The following is a 14,642-nucleotide window of genomic DNA, read 5'->3' on the forward strand; positions in this document are numbered from 1 at the left end:
TGCCGACATCCCTGCCGACATTCCCGCCACTGACGACGCCACCGAGAGCCAGGAAACTGTCCACGAAGACCGCCTTTGGCGCGACGACGGATGGACGGCAAAGGTCGTCAAGAACGAGGAAGACGACGGCTGGGCCGTCGCCATGTACAAGGACGGCGAATCGGAACCGGCGCTGGTGGGTCCGTGGACGATGGGGCGCGACAAGAAGAATCCGAAACCTCTGGACGTCAACGCTTTCCACACGCTGGTGAAAACGGCAGCCGAAGTGTTGCGACGTCACGAGCAGCAATTGCGCGCCCAGTTGCACAAGCGGGTGAGCGTCGAGGGTCCGGATGGCGACATCGAAGTCACGCTGGACATCGTGCCGGATGACTACGACCCCTATGCCATGCTGAGCGCCATCGACCGGTTTGGCGAGACCATCGCGACGGTCAAGGTGCCGCCGTCGTTCAAGCTCTCGCGCAACAGCGCTCGCGCCTGGGTCGACAACGACTTCCAACGCCCCCAGTAAGCGCCCGCTAACACCCGCTAACGCCCGCCGACGCTCACTAACGCCGCGGCGCTCGCGGCCACGTGCGGGCACCTTCGACGTCGTGCGCCTTCGCGCGCCTTCGTGAGCATTTGTGCGCCTTGCGCCTTTGTGCGACGTCATGCCTGTGCCGCACAGCACGGCCCACCGTCCCCTTTGATCCGACTGCGCACTCGCTTGACGATCCGAACGATCCCGGGGATTCCCGTTATCCCATCACTGCAGATACCGGGATAACTGCCCGTCTGGCTGCCCTTTCCGACACGACCTAAGATGCGCCTCACCGACGAGGACACCGTGTGCCCGAACGCCCGCTCACACGGCAGGCATCGTGCGAGCGGGCGCTCACACAGCGCGGCGTCTTCGCGGGCACGCGGGCATTTACGCGTCCTTGCCAGCACATCCGAGACGTCAGGAGACCTCATGAAACGCTTTCACATCGCGCTCGCCGTGCGCGATCTCGACGAGTCCATCACCGATTACTCCACCCGCCTCGGCCAGCCGCCGTCGGCCGTGGTGCCGGGCGCGTACGCCATGTGGCGCACCGATTTGCTCAACTTCTCGATCAATCAGTCGCCCTCGCGTGCGGGAGAACTGCGACACGTTGGCTTCGAGGACGACGACACGCCCGGTTATTCGAGCAGCACGGATTGCAATGGCCTGCTGTGGGAGGCGTTCTCCGCCGCCGAACAGGACCGTCGCATAGTGAGCACTTACGGGGTGGCGATCCGCGACTGACCAAAACCAAAGAGGGACCGCGATCCCCCTTCACCCCGCCTGCTGCAAGCACGCACGTACAGTGCGTGCCTCTCAGACATCAGGACGCCATCGGCGCCGAATCAGGCCGGGACTTCGTCCGAATCGTCGACCACACCGCCATAGCCCGGCAACGGACGCTGCCAGCGCTGTGCGATGAACACGCCAACGAGCGCGACACCGCCACCGATCACATGGAACGTGTGTAATTGCTCACCCAGCAGCACCACCGCGATCGCAGCCGTCATGACGGGCAGCACGTTGATGAACATGCTGCACCGGTTCGGCCCCAGATGCCGGATGCCCTGAATCCACAGAATCGGCAACACGATCGACGCCCCCAGCCCCGCATACAGCACCAGCGGCACGGTCGCGGCATTGAGCTGCGCCTGACCGGCGGGGACCAGCGCCAGCATCGGGATCATGGTCACGAGTGCGGCCCATGCCTGCACGTAGGTCGACTGCGCGGGCGGCACGGCCACGTGCCAGCGGCGCAGCAGCACGCTGTACAGACCATACGACGCCGATGCGATCAGCATCAGGATGTCGCCCAGATGTACGCCACCATCGAGCAACGTCGACGGATGTCCCTGACCGATCAGGTACACCAGTCCCGCGAGCGAGAGCAGACCGCCCACGAGCATGCCGAGCGTGGGCGGCTCGCGCAGCAGCACCACGCTCCACAGCAGGGTGAGCAGCGGCGCCAGCGCGGTCACGATCGCCATGTTGGTCGCGGTCGTGCTATGCGCGGCAAGGTACGACAGACTCTGATAAAACGACATGCTCAGGAAGCCGAGGAAGGCGAGCTTGGCCAGTTGCGGTCTCACGTGATGCCAGTTGCGCGCCAGCGGGCGAATCACGAACGGCGTCATCACGACAAGCGCCAGCACCAGCCGGTAAAACGTGATGGCCGACGGCGCGATGGTCGTGGCCGAGAGTTTGGAGACGATGACATTACCGGCCCACAAGAGCATGGCGCCGAGCGGATACAGAAAATACCCCATGACGAATTCCCACAGGTTTGACAAAGGAAACGCCATCGTCCGCGATGCGAACCAGACCGTCTCACGCTAAAATCACAGAACCTGTCTCAAAAAGGACACGTCGTTTTTGCCACGCCCTCTTGCGTCACTTCATCCAACGCGTCGCCCCATTCGATCATGAAGGCCGCCCGGCGGATCATCGATCCTCGACTCACCGACCATCTGCGCTTCGAGAGCACCCCCATGCCCATGGCGGCGATGGCGGTCGACTATGCACATAACGAGTTCATCGCGTCGCACTCCCATCGGCGTGCGCAACTGCTCTATGCGATCGAAGGCGTGATGATCATTGCGTCGGCCTCGGGGCGCTGGGTCGTGCCGCCGACGCGCGGGGTCTGGATCGCCGCCGGGCTGGAGCATACGGTGCGCATGAGCGGCAACGTGAAGATGCGCACGGTGTTCGTCGAACCCGGCAGCGAGCCGCTGCCCGACAAGAGTTGCGTGGTCGAGATCACGCCGCTCATGCGCGAGTTGATACTCGCCGCCATCGAGATTCGGCCGGATTACGCCGCCGACTCGCGGGATGCCCGCCTCATGCGTCTGCTGCTCGACGAACTGATCGCCCTGCCCGTCTTGCCGCTTTACCTGCCATGGCCAAGGAATGCGCGTCTCGCACGCGTGTGCGAGCGACTGATGGAGACCCCATGCAACGACGCCACCATCGAGCATTGGGCCAGCGAAGCCGGACTCTCCGCGAAGACGTTTCAGCGACGCTTCTCCATGGAAACCGGACTCACCTTCGGGCGCTGGCGTCAGCAGGGCCGCCTGCTGCAAGCCCTGGAGGCGCTCGCGCGCGGAGAGAAGATCGTGAATGTGGCGCTCGACCATGGGTATGCAAGTCAAAGCGCCTTTGCCGCCATGTTCAAGCGCCATTTCGGCGTACCGCCATCGTCGTTTTACCGATAATTATCGATAATGACGGGAACGCCTCGTCAGGAGACATCCCTATGCATTACCTGCTCACTTATGAACTCGTCGACGACTATCTGACGCGTCGAGGCCAATATCGCGATGCGCATCTGGCGCTGGCCTGGGCGGCGGCCGACCGGGGGGAATTGCTTCTGGCGGGCGCACTCGAATCGCCCGTCGACGCCGCAGCGTTGCTGTTCGAAGGCGAGTCGCCAGCGGCTGCGGAAGCCTTCGCTGCGGCGGATCCGTACGTTGTGAATGGTCTGGTGAAGTCGTGGCGCGTGCGGCCGTGGAAAACCGTGGTCGGGAAGACGGCGAGCACGCCGGTGCGGTGAGCCGGCGTGGAAGTCAGCATGGAAGTCGGGGGGCGAGTACGGCGTGGAGGCAAGGCGTGCCGCAGGCCAGGCATGGACTCGGCGAAGGTGTCGCCTGGGCGTTCCTTGCGATCGTCATGACGGCTGAAGGCAGCGCATCAGGGAATCCGTCGCACAAAAAACAAAACGCGCTTGGCGATGAAACCAAGCGCGTTTGTCGACAACCGATTGCGCGTCGCGTTTCCGGAATTTTCCGAAACCACGCCACTAAATCTGGCGTCCCCTAGGGGATTCGAACCCCTGTACTCACCGTGAAAGGGTGATGTCCTAGGCCTCTAGACGAAGGGGACCTAAATCTTCGTTTTGGTGGAGGTAAGCGGGATCGAACCGCTGACCTCTTGCATGCCATGCAAGCGCTCTCCCAGCTGAGCTATACCCCCGTACCGCGAAGAAGTGAGACTATAGCGTGCTTTTTCTAAATTGGGAAGCCCCTCGCCAAAAATATTTTGACGAGGGCTGACGTGACGACAGCCACCCGACGGTCATTCGTTTCCCTAGCGCCGGCGAACACGGCACCGACCTCCCGCGCCGCCGCGCCCGCCCCGCGACGTCACTGGCTCAGGCCGCGCGCCTCGATCGGCCACAGTCCCTCGACGCGCCCGTGCCGCACTGTCACATAGCGGTCGTACAGATTCACGGTGGGATCGCAATGCCCCGGCACCAGCAGAATGGGTTCGCCCAGCCATGCGGCGCCATCCTCCCCGGGCGACGCAAGTTCGAGCACGCCATGCTCGTCGGACGCCGTCCGGTAATGCGGCTTGCCTGCCTGCTGCGACGACCAGAAGCCGGGCAGCCCGGAATCGGTCGCCACGCTCTTGAGTCCCGCGTCGCAAACGACGATGCCCTTGCGGGCGGTACTCATGACCGTGGACGCCAGAAAGAGGCCGTGCCGGAAGCGCCAGTCGTCACGCCATTCGAGCGCTCCGTAATGACCGTCGAGGAACACGTACGATCCGGGCTGAATCTCCGTGTAGACGCCGCTCTCGATATCGAACTCCGCCGTCCCGGTGCCGCCGCCCGTCACCACCGGGCAGGCAATTCCCCGCGCTTCGAGAAATCGCACGTAGGCCGAAGCGCGATCCGCCGCCAGCCGCGCGGTATCGCGACGCTTGTCCCAACTTTCGACGTGCTGCGCGCTACCGTGATAGGCCTGCAAACCGCCAAAGCGCAGACCTTCGTAATGATCGATGGCATCGACCAGTTGCGCCACGGCATCCGTCGAGTCCACGCCGCAGCGCCCCTGCCCCACGTCGACCTCCGGCAGTACGGCAATGCGAACCCCGGCACGCTCTGCCGCCTTGCCGAGCGGCCCCACCTGACGCACATCGTCGACACAGACCGACAGCGCCACACGCGAGGCCATCGCCACGGCCAGCGCGACACGCGCTTCACCAACGAACTCGTTGCTGATGTGGATGTTGCCGACGCCTGCATTGACGAACGGGATCGCCTCGGTCACCTTCTGGCAGCAGATTCCCACGGCGCCCGCCGCCAACTGGGCGCGCGCAATGCTCACCGACTTGTGCGCCTTCGCATGCGGGCGCACCGCGACGCCACGCGCGGCCGCCGCACTGGCCATCCGCTCGACGTTCGCCTCAAATGCGTCGAGATCGAGCAGCAACGCGGGCGTCGCCACCTGCGCGAGTGAATCGCCCACGCGCGCGACCGGCGGCACCGCAATGCCGCCGGCGGCAGCGTTGACGGCTATCGACATCGTATTGACGGAATCTGGCATCACAATCCTTCGAATGGCGTTCGCAGAAAATGTCGGCAATCAGGCAGGCACGGCGCGAGCGCTCGCCGGCAACGCACGCGCCAGCACACACGCCACATGCAACGCTTGCGCCTGCGCACCGTCATGAATCTGATGACGGCAACTGGTGCCGTCCGCGACCACGATGGCGTTTTCGCTGCGTTGTCGAATCGCTGGCAACAGCGTGAGTTCCGACATGGCGCGCGACGTGTCGTAATGCTCGGCCTCGTAACCGAAGCTGCCCGCCATGCCGCAGCATGACGACTCGATCGATGATACCTTCAGCCCCGGCATCCATCCAAGCACCGTGGTGACCGGCGAGTAAGCATCGAACGCCTTCTGATGGCAGTGACCGTGCACCAGCGCTTCGCCAACGCCGTCGGGCAGCGCTTGCCAGACGATGTCCAGACGCCCTGCCGCTTTCTCGCGAACCAGAAATTCCTCAAACAGGAACGCGTTGTCCGCCAACCTGCGGGCCGCATCGCCGAAGCCGTACCCGAGCACCTCGTCGCGCAACGACAGCAGGCACGACGGCTCCAGCCCCACGATCGGCACACCGTGCTCGACGAACGGCATCACCGCATCGAGCAGGCGACGCGCTTCCGCCTTCGCTTCGTCCACCAGCCCGGCAGCAAGAAACGTGCGCCCGCAGCACAGCGGCCGCTCGCCGGCACGCCGGTTCACGTGTACGGTGTAGCCCGCCGCTTCGAGCACCTGTCTGGCCGCACGTGCATTCTCGGGCTCCATGTAGTTGTTGAACGTGTCGACGAAGAGCAACACGTGGCGCCCGGTGCGCGCGCCGTCCAATGCACTGTCCAACGCGTCTTCCCACTTGCCGAGCGGCTTCTGCTCGTCGAGGAACGACCGCTTCAGCGCGGGCACCGAGCGCTCCAGCGCAAGGCCGAGCCAGCGCTTTGCCGCGTTGCCGCCCGGCAGACGCTGCGCCGCATCGAGCAGCCCGCCCACACGGCTGGCCCAGGGCGCGTAACGCGGCAGGTAAGCGATCAGTTTGTCGCGCAGCGACACGCCGTGCCGTTTCGCGCGCGCGTGGCGCGCTTCGATCTTGAACCGCGCCATGTCGATGCCCGTCGGGCAATCGCGCTTGCAGCCCTTGCACGACACGCACAGATCGAGCGCGGCCTTGACCTCGTCGCTCGCGAGCCCGTCCTCCCCCAACTGACCGGAGACGGCCAGACGCAGCGTGTTCGCCCGCCCACGCGTCACATGCTGTTCGTCACGCGTCACGCGGTAGCTTGGGCACATGGTGCCCGCGTCGAACTTGCGGCAGTGGCCGTTGTTGTTGCACATCTCGATGGCGGACGCCAGACCGTGCGTGGCGTCGCTGCCGGTATCCGGCGCGCTCTGCTCGCCGCTCAGCGCGTCGCGCCTGACGTTCCATGCGGTCCAGTCGAGCGCGGGCGTCATGGGCCGGGCCGCATAGCCCGGCGCGAAACGGAACAGCTCGCGCGTATCCATCTTCGGCGGGCGCACCATCTTGTCCGGATTGAAGCGGTTCTCCGGATCGAACAGTTGCTTGATCTCGCCGAACGCCGCATTGATGCGCGGTCCGTATTGCCAGGCCACCCACTCGCCCCGGCACAGACCGTCGCCGTGCTCGCCCGAGTAGGCGCCCTTGTATTCGCGCACGAGCGCGGCGGCCTCCTCGGCAATCTCGCGCATCTTCACCGCGCCGTCGCGACGCATGTCCAGAATCGGACGCACGTGCAGCGTGCCCACGCTCGCGTGCGCATACCAGGTGCCCTCGGTGCCGTTGCGATGGAACACTTCGGTCAGGCGTCGCGTGTACTCGGCCAGATGTTCCAGCGGCACCGCACAGTCTTCGATGAAGGACACCGGCTTGCCGTCGCCCTTCATGCTCATCATGATGTTCAGGCCCGCCTTGCGCACTTCCCACAGGGCCTTTTGCGGCCCGGCATCGGGCATCTTCACCACGCTGTCGGGCAATCCGAGATCGCCCATCAGCGTGGCGAGATCGTCGAGCCGGGCCCGCAGCGCCGCCGGGTCGTCGCCCGCGAACTCCACCAGCAGGATCGCCTGCGGATCGCCTGTGAGCGCCTTCTCGATCACCGGCCGGAACGCCGCATTGTCCATGGCCAGATCGATCATCGTGCGATCGACGAGCTCCACCGCCACCGGCCCGAGCTTGACGATGTGCTGCGTGAGATCCATCGCCTGATAGAACGTGGGGAAGTTCACCACGCCGAGCGTCTTGTGCTGCGGCAGCGGTGCGAGCTTGAGCGTGATCTGTCGGCTGTAGGCGAGCGTGCCTTCGGAGCCGACCAGCAGATGCGAGAGATTGGCCACGCCGTCGTCGGTGTACGCGCGCGGGTTCAGGCAATCGAACAGATCGAGGTTATAGCCCGCCACGCGGCGCAGCACGCGCGGCACGCGCTCGCGCAGTTCCTCCTGCTCGCGCATGGCGATCTCGTGAACGCTTGCGAGCAGCGCCTTCGTGCGTGAATCTGCGGGCGGGGTGTGCAACGCGCCGAAGTGCAGTTGCGCGCCATCGGCCAGCACAGCGTCGATGGACAGTACGTTGTGCACCATGTTGCCGTACTCGATGGAGCGCGATCCGCATGAGTTGTTGCCCGTCATGCCGCCGATGGTGCATTGCGCCGCCGTCGACACGTCGACCGGAAACCACAGGCCGTGCGGTTTGAGCCACGCATTCAGGTGATCGAGCACGATGCCCGGCTCGACGGTAATCGTGCGCGCTTCGGCATCGAACGACACCACGCGATTGAGCCATTTGCTGTTGTCGATGACGAGTGCTTCGCCGATGGTCTGCCCGCACTGGCTCGTTCCCGCGCCGCGCGCGAGCACCGGCACGTGTTGGTCGCGGGCAATGTCCAGTGCGCGAATCAGGTCCTCCTGATCGCGCGGCACGACCACGCCAATGGGGAATATCTGATAGATCGACGCATCGGTCGCATAGCGGCCACGGCTCGCGCGGTCGAAGCGCACGTCACCGCGGAGTTCACGGCGCAGTCGTTCCTGCAACGGCGTGAGCGCTACGCCGGCGCGCTGCATCGGCATCAGATGCACGGGCTGTTCAACGACCTTCGGATGGGCCGGGAGATGGGATTCACGGGCGTTCGGTTGGGAATTCATGGCGTGGCTGGCATTGAGCTGGCAGGGGGCAGAAGGCTTCGCAGACGCGACGGCCGGATCGACGGCGCGTCCGACGCGGGCGAAGCCGCCCGGCCGCGATGTTGCGGGGAAGTCGGTCGACTTCGGTCGGCATCGCCTGGCGCCGCGCACGCGGAAACTTCCGGCGTGCGCGGCGATCAGGCGAGCGTCATACGTTCCTGCATTCACAGGTCGTGCACATGTCAGGCGGGCTGGCGAGCGTTGCTTGCCTTGGCGGCATCGCCGGCCATCGAGAACTTGCTCTCGGGTTGCATGCGGAAGGCCAGCACCACACCCACGGCCATCAGGATCATGCTGCCCACGAACGGCAGTTCCCAGTTGCCCGTGCGGTCGATGAGGTAGCCGGAGAGCACCGGCGAGATGATCGCCGCCAGTGCCGAGCCGGTGTTCATCATGCCGCTGGCCGTGCCCGAATACTCCGGCGCCACGTCCATCGGGATCGCCCACATCGGACCGATTGTCATTTCGGCGAAGAAGAACCCGAACGCCAGGCAGGCCATCGAGACATACAGATGGTGCGTGAACATCATCGGCACGAGCGAGATCAGCGTGAGCAGCATGCACACCGACACCATCCAGCTGCGCGCACGCTTCAGATTGCCCGTGCGCTCGTACAGCTTGTCGGTGACGATCCCGCCGAGGGTGTCGCCGACCACACCGGCAAAGAACACGCTGGACGCAAACAATGCCGACTTTTTCAGATCGAGGTCATAGCTGTGCAGGAAGTACTGCGGAATCCACGACAGGAAGAGCCACAGCGTCCAGCCATAGCAGAAGTACACGATGGTCACGGGCATCATGCGCCGGAACAGCGGGCCCCACGGCACCGAACCGCTCTTGGCCTTGAGTGCGGGCAACACGGCGAGTTCTTCCGTCGTGATGCGCGGGTGATCCTGCGGGCGCTCCGTGAAGGTCAGCGCCCACAACGCAACCCAGATCAGGCTGACGATACCGCACAGGTAGAACGACTCGCGCCAGCCGTGCGTAGCCATGATGAACACCACCACGGCCGGTGCCACGGCGTTGCCGATACGCGACGCCGCGTGCGTGATCCCCTGCGCGAAGCCGCGCTTTTCCTTCGGAATCCAGCGCGACATGGCCGACGTGGCTGCCGGGAACGTCGCCCCTTCGCCCAGCCCCAGCAGCAAACGCGCGAGCAGCAGCGTGACGAGTCCGCCGGCCATGCCGGTCAGAATGGTCGCCACGGCCCAGAGCGCGCCGCAAACGAGCAGCGTGCGTTTGGCGCCGAAGCGGTCGCTGACCCAGCCGCCGATGATTTGAAAGACCAGATAGGGGTAGGCAAATGCCGAGAAGACAAGACCGATTTCAGTCTTGGAGAGGTTGAATTCCTTGCCGAATCCGGCCGCAGCCGTACTGACGTTGACACGATCGAGGTAGGTGATGAAATACATGACGCATAGCATCACCAGCACGACCCTTGTCGCTCTGAAAAGCTTCATTGCATGTCTCCTGAAACATCCCGTGAAGCGCGGCCGCGGCATGCGGCCAGCGCAAAGGTGTTGCTGCGCCACGGGCCTTTCTGTCCTGAAGCCCTGTGACGCGTGAATGACAATAAAAGCGTTCACTTCAGAGGCGATGCTCGCCGTGCAACATCCCCTCTTGTCCCCTGATAAGGACTACTAACGGCACGTCAGGCAGCGGCCTTGAGCAACGGCGCAGTTTTGGCCTGTGCCAGGTAGTCCATGGCGGCGACGACACCGGAGGCAGCCAGCTTCACGCCGGAGATTTGCAGCCCCATTTCGCAGCCCGAGAGCGTGGCCATGAGCGTGAGATCGTTGCAGTCGCCGAGGTGGCCGATTCGGAACATCGTGCCGCGAATCTTGCCGAGCGCCTGACCGAGCGACATGTCGAAGCGTTCGTAGATACGCTTGCGCACCTCGTCGGCGTCCACGCCCTGCGGCATCACGACACCGGTGAGCACCGGGCTGTACACCGCCGGGTCCTGACACTGGATCTCGAGACCCCAGGCATTGACCGCGCGGCGCGTTGCCTCGGCCAGACGCTGGTGGCGCGCAAACACGTTGTCCAGCCCTTCTTCCAGAATCATGTCGAGCGCTTCGGACAGGCCGTACAGCAGGTTGGTGTTCGGCGTGTAAGGCCAGTAGCCGTTCTTGTTCGCTTCGATGATCTCCTGCCAGCCCCAGAACGCCCGCGGCAGCTTCGCCTGCTTTCCGGCTTCGAGCGCCTTCTGCGACACCGCATTGAAGCTGATGCCCGGCGGCAGCATCAACCCCTTTTGCGAACCGGAGACGGTCACGTCCACCCCCCATTCGTCGTGACGATAGTCCGCCGAGCCGAGGCCCGAGATGGTGTCGACGAGCAGCAGCGCCGGGTGCCCCGCGGCGTCGATCGCGCGACGCACCGTCGCGATGTCCGACGTCACGCCGGTGGAGGTCTCGTTATGCACCACACACACGGCCTTGATGGCATGTGCCGTGTCGGCGCGCAGGCGCGCCTCGATCATGTCCGGCTGAACGCCACGGCGCCAGCCTTCGGTGCCGGGCAGGCCGATGAACTCCGGTTTGAGGCCAAGGTTTTCGGCCATCTTTTTCCAGAGCGTCGAGAAGTGCCCGGTCTCGAACATCAGCACGTGGTCGCCGGGCGAGAGCGTATTGGACAGCGCGGCTTCCCACGCGCCGGTGCCCGAGGCCGGGTAAATCACGACCGGCTGTTCCGTCTTGAAGATCTTCTTGATATCGGCAAGCACCTTGCGACCCAACGCGCCGAATTCGGGACCACGGTGGTCGATCGTCGGATAACTCATGGCGCGCAGAATGCGATCCGGCACCGGGCTCGGGCCGGGGATCTGCAAGAAATGGCGACCCGAGGGGTGGAAATCGAGCTTCAGCATGAACGTCTCTCTCCTCTTGAAAATTCGTTTTGAATTTTGCATTCAAAATACTTTAGCAGAGCCGATGGCTTTCGCAAGAGGTGAGAAGCGCTTTCAATACAGTCGTTTACCCTAGAGATACGGACGCCTGATACCGTGCGTTACAATCCCGGTCACGCGCTTTGACGATGCCTTGATGATTTTGAATGCAAAAAATGGATAACACGTCGACGATTGCCGCCCCCGAGATTCCGCGTGTCGAGCGCTTGCGTTTGCATGACACGGTCGTCGAGCACCTGCGCCGCCTCATCATCGAGGGCGTGCTCAGCCCCGGCGTCAAACTCAACGAACGCGAGTTGTGCGAGACGCTCGGTATCTCGCGCACCCCGTTGCGCGAGGCCTTCAAGGTGCTTGCCGCCGAGGGACTGATCGAGATTGCGCCGAATCGCGGCGCGAGTGTCGCGCGCATGACGGAGAAGGAAATCCGGGAGATGTTCGAGCTCATGAGTGCGCTCGAAGCCTTTTCGGGAGAACTGGCGGCCGAACGGATGACGGCGGTAGAGCTTGCCGAAATCAAGGCGTTGCATTACGCCATGCTTGCATGCCGCGCCCAGCAGGATCTTCCCGGCTATTACGCACGCAACCAGGCCATTCACGACCGCATCAACGAAGCGGCCCGCAACGGTGCGTTGCGCCAGACTTATGTGTCGATCAACCGTCGCCTGATGGCGCTGCGCTTTCGCTCGAACTTTCATTCGGACAAGTGGGATCGCGCCATCGACGAGCACGAGCAAATGATCGATGCTCTCGAGAAGCGCGACGGCAAGCGACTCGGCGAAATTCTGCGCAAGCACTTGCTCGCCAAGCGCGACGCCGTGCTGCAAATCCACGCCGATCCGGCGAGCGATGCGCCGAGCAACTGAAGTCGCCGTGTGAGGCGCGGCCCGGCACATGCCACGGCCCTCACCTATTTACCGATCGACGCACAAAAGACAAACGGCACGCGAGTGCAATCACTCGACGTGCCGTTGATCACTTCAGCGATGCGTCAGAGGCGACGCTCGGCCGCTTCGCGCGCACGACGCGCCAATACGGCGGGAGACTCCAGGACTTCCCCGGCCAGACGCGCGACCAGCGATGCGACGTTGCGTCCGTACTGCTTACCCGCGATGACGTCCGCCGGGTCGAGCGCGTACGCCGCGTCGACTTCCACGCCCGGCGCCGTCACCGCCGGGAAATCGCCCGCGAAGCGCATGACCGGCGACGCCGACGCGCCGCGCACCTCGAAACCGGTGTCATCGGCATCCACATCTGCCCATACCATGCCGTGCTGCGCTGCCAACGCGGCGAAGTAGTCGAGCGTGTTGCGCTTGTCGTCGCTGGAGCGGCAGCTAAACGAGAAGCCCCCTGCGACCTTGTTGCGCCAGCTACGGGCGCGCCACATGCCGGTGGTCGCATCTGCGAAGGCTTTGAACGTTGCGGCAATTCCACCCTGGAATGCCGGCGCACCGAAGATGATGGCGTCGGCAGCGGCCAGACGCGACAGCATGGCTTCGTCGTGCCATTGCCCGTCGACGAGCTGGTGCGGCTCGATGCTGAACAGTTGTGCGTGCGCACCGGCGTCGTTGACGCCTTGCGCAACGGAATGGGCAATCATGGCGGTCGCGCCGCCCTGCGAGTAATAAACGATTGCGATATTGGACATGGCGTAGTGCTTCCCTATTGGATGTCCGCCCCATGGCACCGCCCGGATCGCGCTTCCCTTCGCTTCCTTTGGCTTGTCTGGACATCAGTCAGGTCCAAATGATGCCAGTGATAACCCCTAGGGAATAGCCCGCATTCATGGACATGACTGTTCCGCCAAAGATAACAATCGAATGTCGGCAAGACGCTGTCGGCCCGCGGGCGCGAAACCAACAGGAATATGGCGCCCCGCTGACAGCGAGGCCGTCACCGTGTCACGTCCAAAGCCCCACGGCGCGCGGGGCGATTATCGGGACATTCACGCCTTCAGGCACAGCAGATTGCGTGCAGTTCGAAGCCCCTTCACCGAATATGGCGTGAGATCCGCGCAACGGCTCACGAAGATCATATTCGGCGCAGGCGACGCTCTCGCGCCGAACGCTCAACGGCGTGCAGGCGCTCCAAGGCGCACCGACAACTGATCGGCCAGCTCGCGCATTTGCCGACCGATGCGTTGGCCCGTCTGGGCATCGATCTCGTTGGTCAGAAAACTCACCGCCAGACCGGCAACGGCACGCTCGCCGCTAGCGTCGAACACCGGCGCGCCGAAACAGATCATCCCTTCGCGCATCTGTCCGTTGTCGATGGAATAGCCGTCGCGACGCACCTGCGCCATCTCCTCGGCCAGTGCAGGATAAGTACTGACGCTCGCCCGCGTGAGCGGCGCGGGCCACGCCCCCGCGAGCAGATCGGCCGCCTCGCCCGGTGGCAGCGTCGAGAGCATCGCCTTGCCGGTGGCCGTATAAGGCGCGGGCAGACGCATACCGATCCGGAACGTCACGCCCAGCGGTCGATTGCCGTTGTGGCAGGCGAGATAGATCACTTCGGCGCCGTCGAGCACCGACAGCGTGACAGTCTCCTGCGCAAACGCGCGCGATGCCTCCCAGACCGCCCGGAATTCCTCGGTGATATTGGTCTGCGACAGGAACGCATTCGCCCACCCCATCACATACGAGCCCATCGTCATGCCGCCATTGGCATGACGTTTCACCAGTCGCAACTTGACCAGCGTGTCGCACAGCCCGTGCAGCGTGCTCTTGGGCACCCCCGTCTCGCGCGCCAGATCGGCCAGCCCCACCGGCTCGGACGCCGCCGCGATCACATCGAGGATGTGCACGGCGCGCACCACGGCGGGCGCGGTGGTCTTGAGCGGTTCATCGGCGTTGGCCGCATGGGGGGCATGGGCAGCACCAGCGGCCGCGAGCGAAGCATTGGCAGGCAGATCGAGTTTGCGCTTTGGCATGAATCGGGAGTCTCAGGAATCACGGAAGTCGGGGTCGTCAAGCGGGCGTCTCGGGCCTTGAGACGGCCGGCGCGGGGCGCGACGCCGCCAGCATGGTACGGGTAACGCCTGCCCATTCCGCCCTAGGAAAACCCCTTAGTTGCACCTGAAACGTTCAATACGTAGAATCACATTCAATACATAGAATATCGTTCAATAGATAGAACGACAAGTGACAGACGAGACACTGCCACGCCGTTCCCTCGTGATCGATCCGCATCCCTTGTCGGA

The 14,642-nt window shown here is 64.0% G+C and carries 12 protein-coding genes and 2 tRNA genes; 5 read left to right on the forward strand and 9 right to left on the reverse strand.

Annotated elements, in window-relative coordinates; translation table 11 throughout:
- Window positions 1–7: 7 nt before the first annotated feature.
- Window positions 8–511, forward strand: a complete 504-nt coding sequence (locus UC34_RS17430) for a hypothetical protein (protein ID WP_044458333.1) — start codon at window positions 8–10, stop codon at window positions 509–511.
- 441 nt (window positions 512–952) lie between these two features.
- Window positions 953–1,267, forward strand: a complete 315-nt coding sequence (locus UC34_RS17435) for a VOC family protein (RefSeq protein WP_044456566.1) — start codon at window positions 953–955, stop codon at window positions 1,265–1,267.
- A 101-nt stretch (window positions 1,268–1,368) separates the two neighbouring features.
- On the opposite strand, the gene UC34_RS17440 is transcribed toward UC34_RS17435, so the two are convergent.
- Window positions 1,369–2,289: a DMT family transporter gene (locus tag UC34_RS17440; RefSeq protein WP_063389894.1), complete on the reverse strand. Its 921-nt coding sequence runs from the start codon at window positions 2,287–2,289 to the stop codon at window positions 1,369–1,371.
- A 156-nt stretch (window positions 2,290–2,445) separates the two neighbouring features.
- Here UC34_RS17440 and UC34_RS17445 point away from each other — a divergent pair, with 156 nt between their 5' ends.
- The gene (locus UC34_RS17445; RefSeq protein ID WP_237165138.1) at window positions 2,446–3,234 is read left to right on the forward strand and encodes an AraC family transcriptional regulator; all 789 of its coding nucleotides are present in this window, start codon (window positions 2,446–2,448) and stop codon (window positions 3,232–3,234) included.
- 41 nt (window positions 3,235–3,275) lie between these two features.
- Window positions 3,276–3,572: a YciI-like protein gene (locus UC34_RS17450; protein ID WP_044456568.1), complete on the forward strand. Its 297-nt coding sequence runs from the start codon at window positions 3,276–3,278 to the stop codon at window positions 3,570–3,572.
- A 253-nt stretch (window positions 3,573–3,825) separates the two neighbouring features.
- On the opposite strand, the gene UC34_RS17455 is transcribed toward UC34_RS17450, so the two are convergent.
- The 6 genes from UC34_RS17455 to UC34_RS17480 all read right to left on the reverse strand — a co-directional run bounded on the left by UC34_RS17455 (window position 3,826) and on the right by UC34_RS17480 (window position 11,407).
- A tRNA-Glu gene (locus UC34_RS17455) sits at window positions 3,826–3,901 on the reverse strand.
- A 14-nt stretch (window positions 3,902–3,915) separates the two neighbouring features.
- Window positions 3,916–3,991: transfer RNA gene (locus UC34_RS17460), tRNA-Ala, on the reverse strand.
- A gap of 170 nt (window positions 3,992–4,161) precedes the next feature.
- On the reverse strand, window positions 4,162–5,346 hold the full coding sequence (locus UC34_RS17465; RefSeq protein WP_237165139.1) for a DSD1 family PLP-dependent enzyme: 1,185 nt from the start codon (window positions 5,344–5,346) through the stop codon (window positions 4,162–4,164).
- Window positions 5,347–5,385: 39 nt separating this feature from the next.
- Window positions 5,386–8,496: an FAD-binding and (Fe-S)-binding domain-containing protein gene (locus tag UC34_RS17470; protein ID WP_044456569.1), complete on the reverse strand. Its 3,111-nt coding sequence runs from the start codon at window positions 8,494–8,496 to the stop codon at window positions 5,386–5,388.
- Window positions 8,497–8,717: 221 nt separating this feature from the next.
- Window positions 8,718–9,995, reverse strand: a complete 1,278-nt coding sequence (locus UC34_RS17475; protein WP_044456570.1) for an MFS transporter — start codon at window positions 9,993–9,995, stop codon at window positions 8,718–8,720.
- A gap of 191 nt (window positions 9,996–10,186) precedes the next feature.
- Window positions 10,187–11,407, reverse strand: a complete 1,221-nt coding sequence (locus tag UC34_RS17480) for a pyridoxal-phosphate-dependent aminotransferase family protein (protein WP_044456571.1) — start codon at window positions 11,405–11,407, stop codon at window positions 10,187–10,189.
- 185 nt (window positions 11,408–11,592) lie between these two features.
- On the opposite strand from UC34_RS17480, the gene UC34_RS17485 reads away from it, so the two are divergent.
- On the forward strand, window positions 11,593–12,309 hold the full coding sequence (locus UC34_RS17485; RefSeq protein ID WP_044456572.1) for a GntR family transcriptional regulator: 717 nt from the start codon (window positions 11,593–11,595) through the stop codon (window positions 12,307–12,309).
- Window positions 12,310–12,434: 125 nt separating this feature from the next.
- Here the strand turns inward: UC34_RS17485 and UC34_RS17490 are convergent, their stop codons facing one another.
- Window positions 12,435–13,091 (reverse strand): flavodoxin family protein, encoded by a 657-nt coding sequence (locus UC34_RS17490; RefSeq protein ID WP_052811111.1) that lies wholly within the window; start codon window positions 13,089–13,091, stop codon window positions 12,435–12,437.
- 420 nt (window positions 13,092–13,511) lie between these two features.
- Entirely contained in the window at window positions 13,512–14,372 is an 861-nt protein-coding gene (locus UC34_RS17495) for an IclR family transcriptional regulator (protein WP_084070768.1), read from the reverse strand.
- Between the last annotated feature and the right edge of the window lie 270 nt (window positions 14,373–14,642).

It is taken from the genome of Pandoraea vervacti, assembly GCF_000934605.2.
GTDB classification, from domain to species: Bacteria; Pseudomonadota; Gammaproteobacteria; order Burkholderiales; family Burkholderiaceae; genus Pandoraea; species Pandoraea vervacti.

What these genes read in the sequence shown, in the direction of transcription:
- UC34_RS17450 (WP_044456568.1), top strand. Translation starts at nt 3,276, where the DNA reads ATGCATTACCTGCTCACTTATGAACTCGTCGACGACTATCTGACGCGT.
- UC34_RS17445 (WP_237165138.1), top strand. Translation starts at nt 2,446, where the DNA reads ATGAAGGCCGCCCGGCGGATCATCGATCCTCGACTCACCGACCATCTG.
- UC34_RS17440 (WP_063389894.1), bottom strand. Translation starts at nt 2,289, where the DNA reads ATGGGGTATTTTCTGTATCCGCTCGGCGCCATGCTCTTGTGGGCCGGT.
- UC34_RS17470 (WP_044456569.1), bottom strand. Translation starts at nt 8,496, where the DNA reads ATGAATTCCCAACCGAACGCCCGTGAATCCCATCTCCCGGCCCATCCG.
- UC34_RS17485 (WP_044456572.1), top strand. Translation starts at nt 11,593, where the DNA reads ATGCAAAAAATGGATAACACGTCGACGATTGCCGCCCCCGAGATTCCG.
- UC34_RS17490 (WP_052811111.1), bottom strand. Translation starts at nt 13,091, where the DNA reads ATGTCCAATATCGCAATCGTTTATTACTCGCAGGGCGGCGCGACCGCC.
- UC34_RS17480 (WP_044456571.1), bottom strand. Translation starts at nt 11,407, where the DNA reads ATGCTGAAGCTCGATTTCCACCCCTCGGGTCGCCATTTCTTGCAGATC.
- UC34_RS17435 (WP_044456566.1), top strand. Translation starts at nt 953, where the DNA reads ATGAAACGCTTTCACATCGCGCTCGCCGTGCGCGATCTCGACGAGTCC.
- UC34_RS17495 (WP_084070768.1), bottom strand. Translation starts at nt 14,372, where the DNA reads ATGCCAAAGCGCAAACTCGATCTGCCTGCCAATGCTTCGCTCGCGGCC.
- UC34_RS17475 (WP_044456570.1), bottom strand. Translation starts at nt 9,995, where the DNA reads ATGAAGCTTTTCAGAGCGACAAGGGTCGTGCTGGTGATGCTATGCGTC.
- UC34_RS17465 (WP_237165139.1), bottom strand. Translation starts at nt 5,346, where the DNA reads ATGCCAGATTCCGTCAATACGATGTCGATAGCCGTCAACGCTGCCGCC.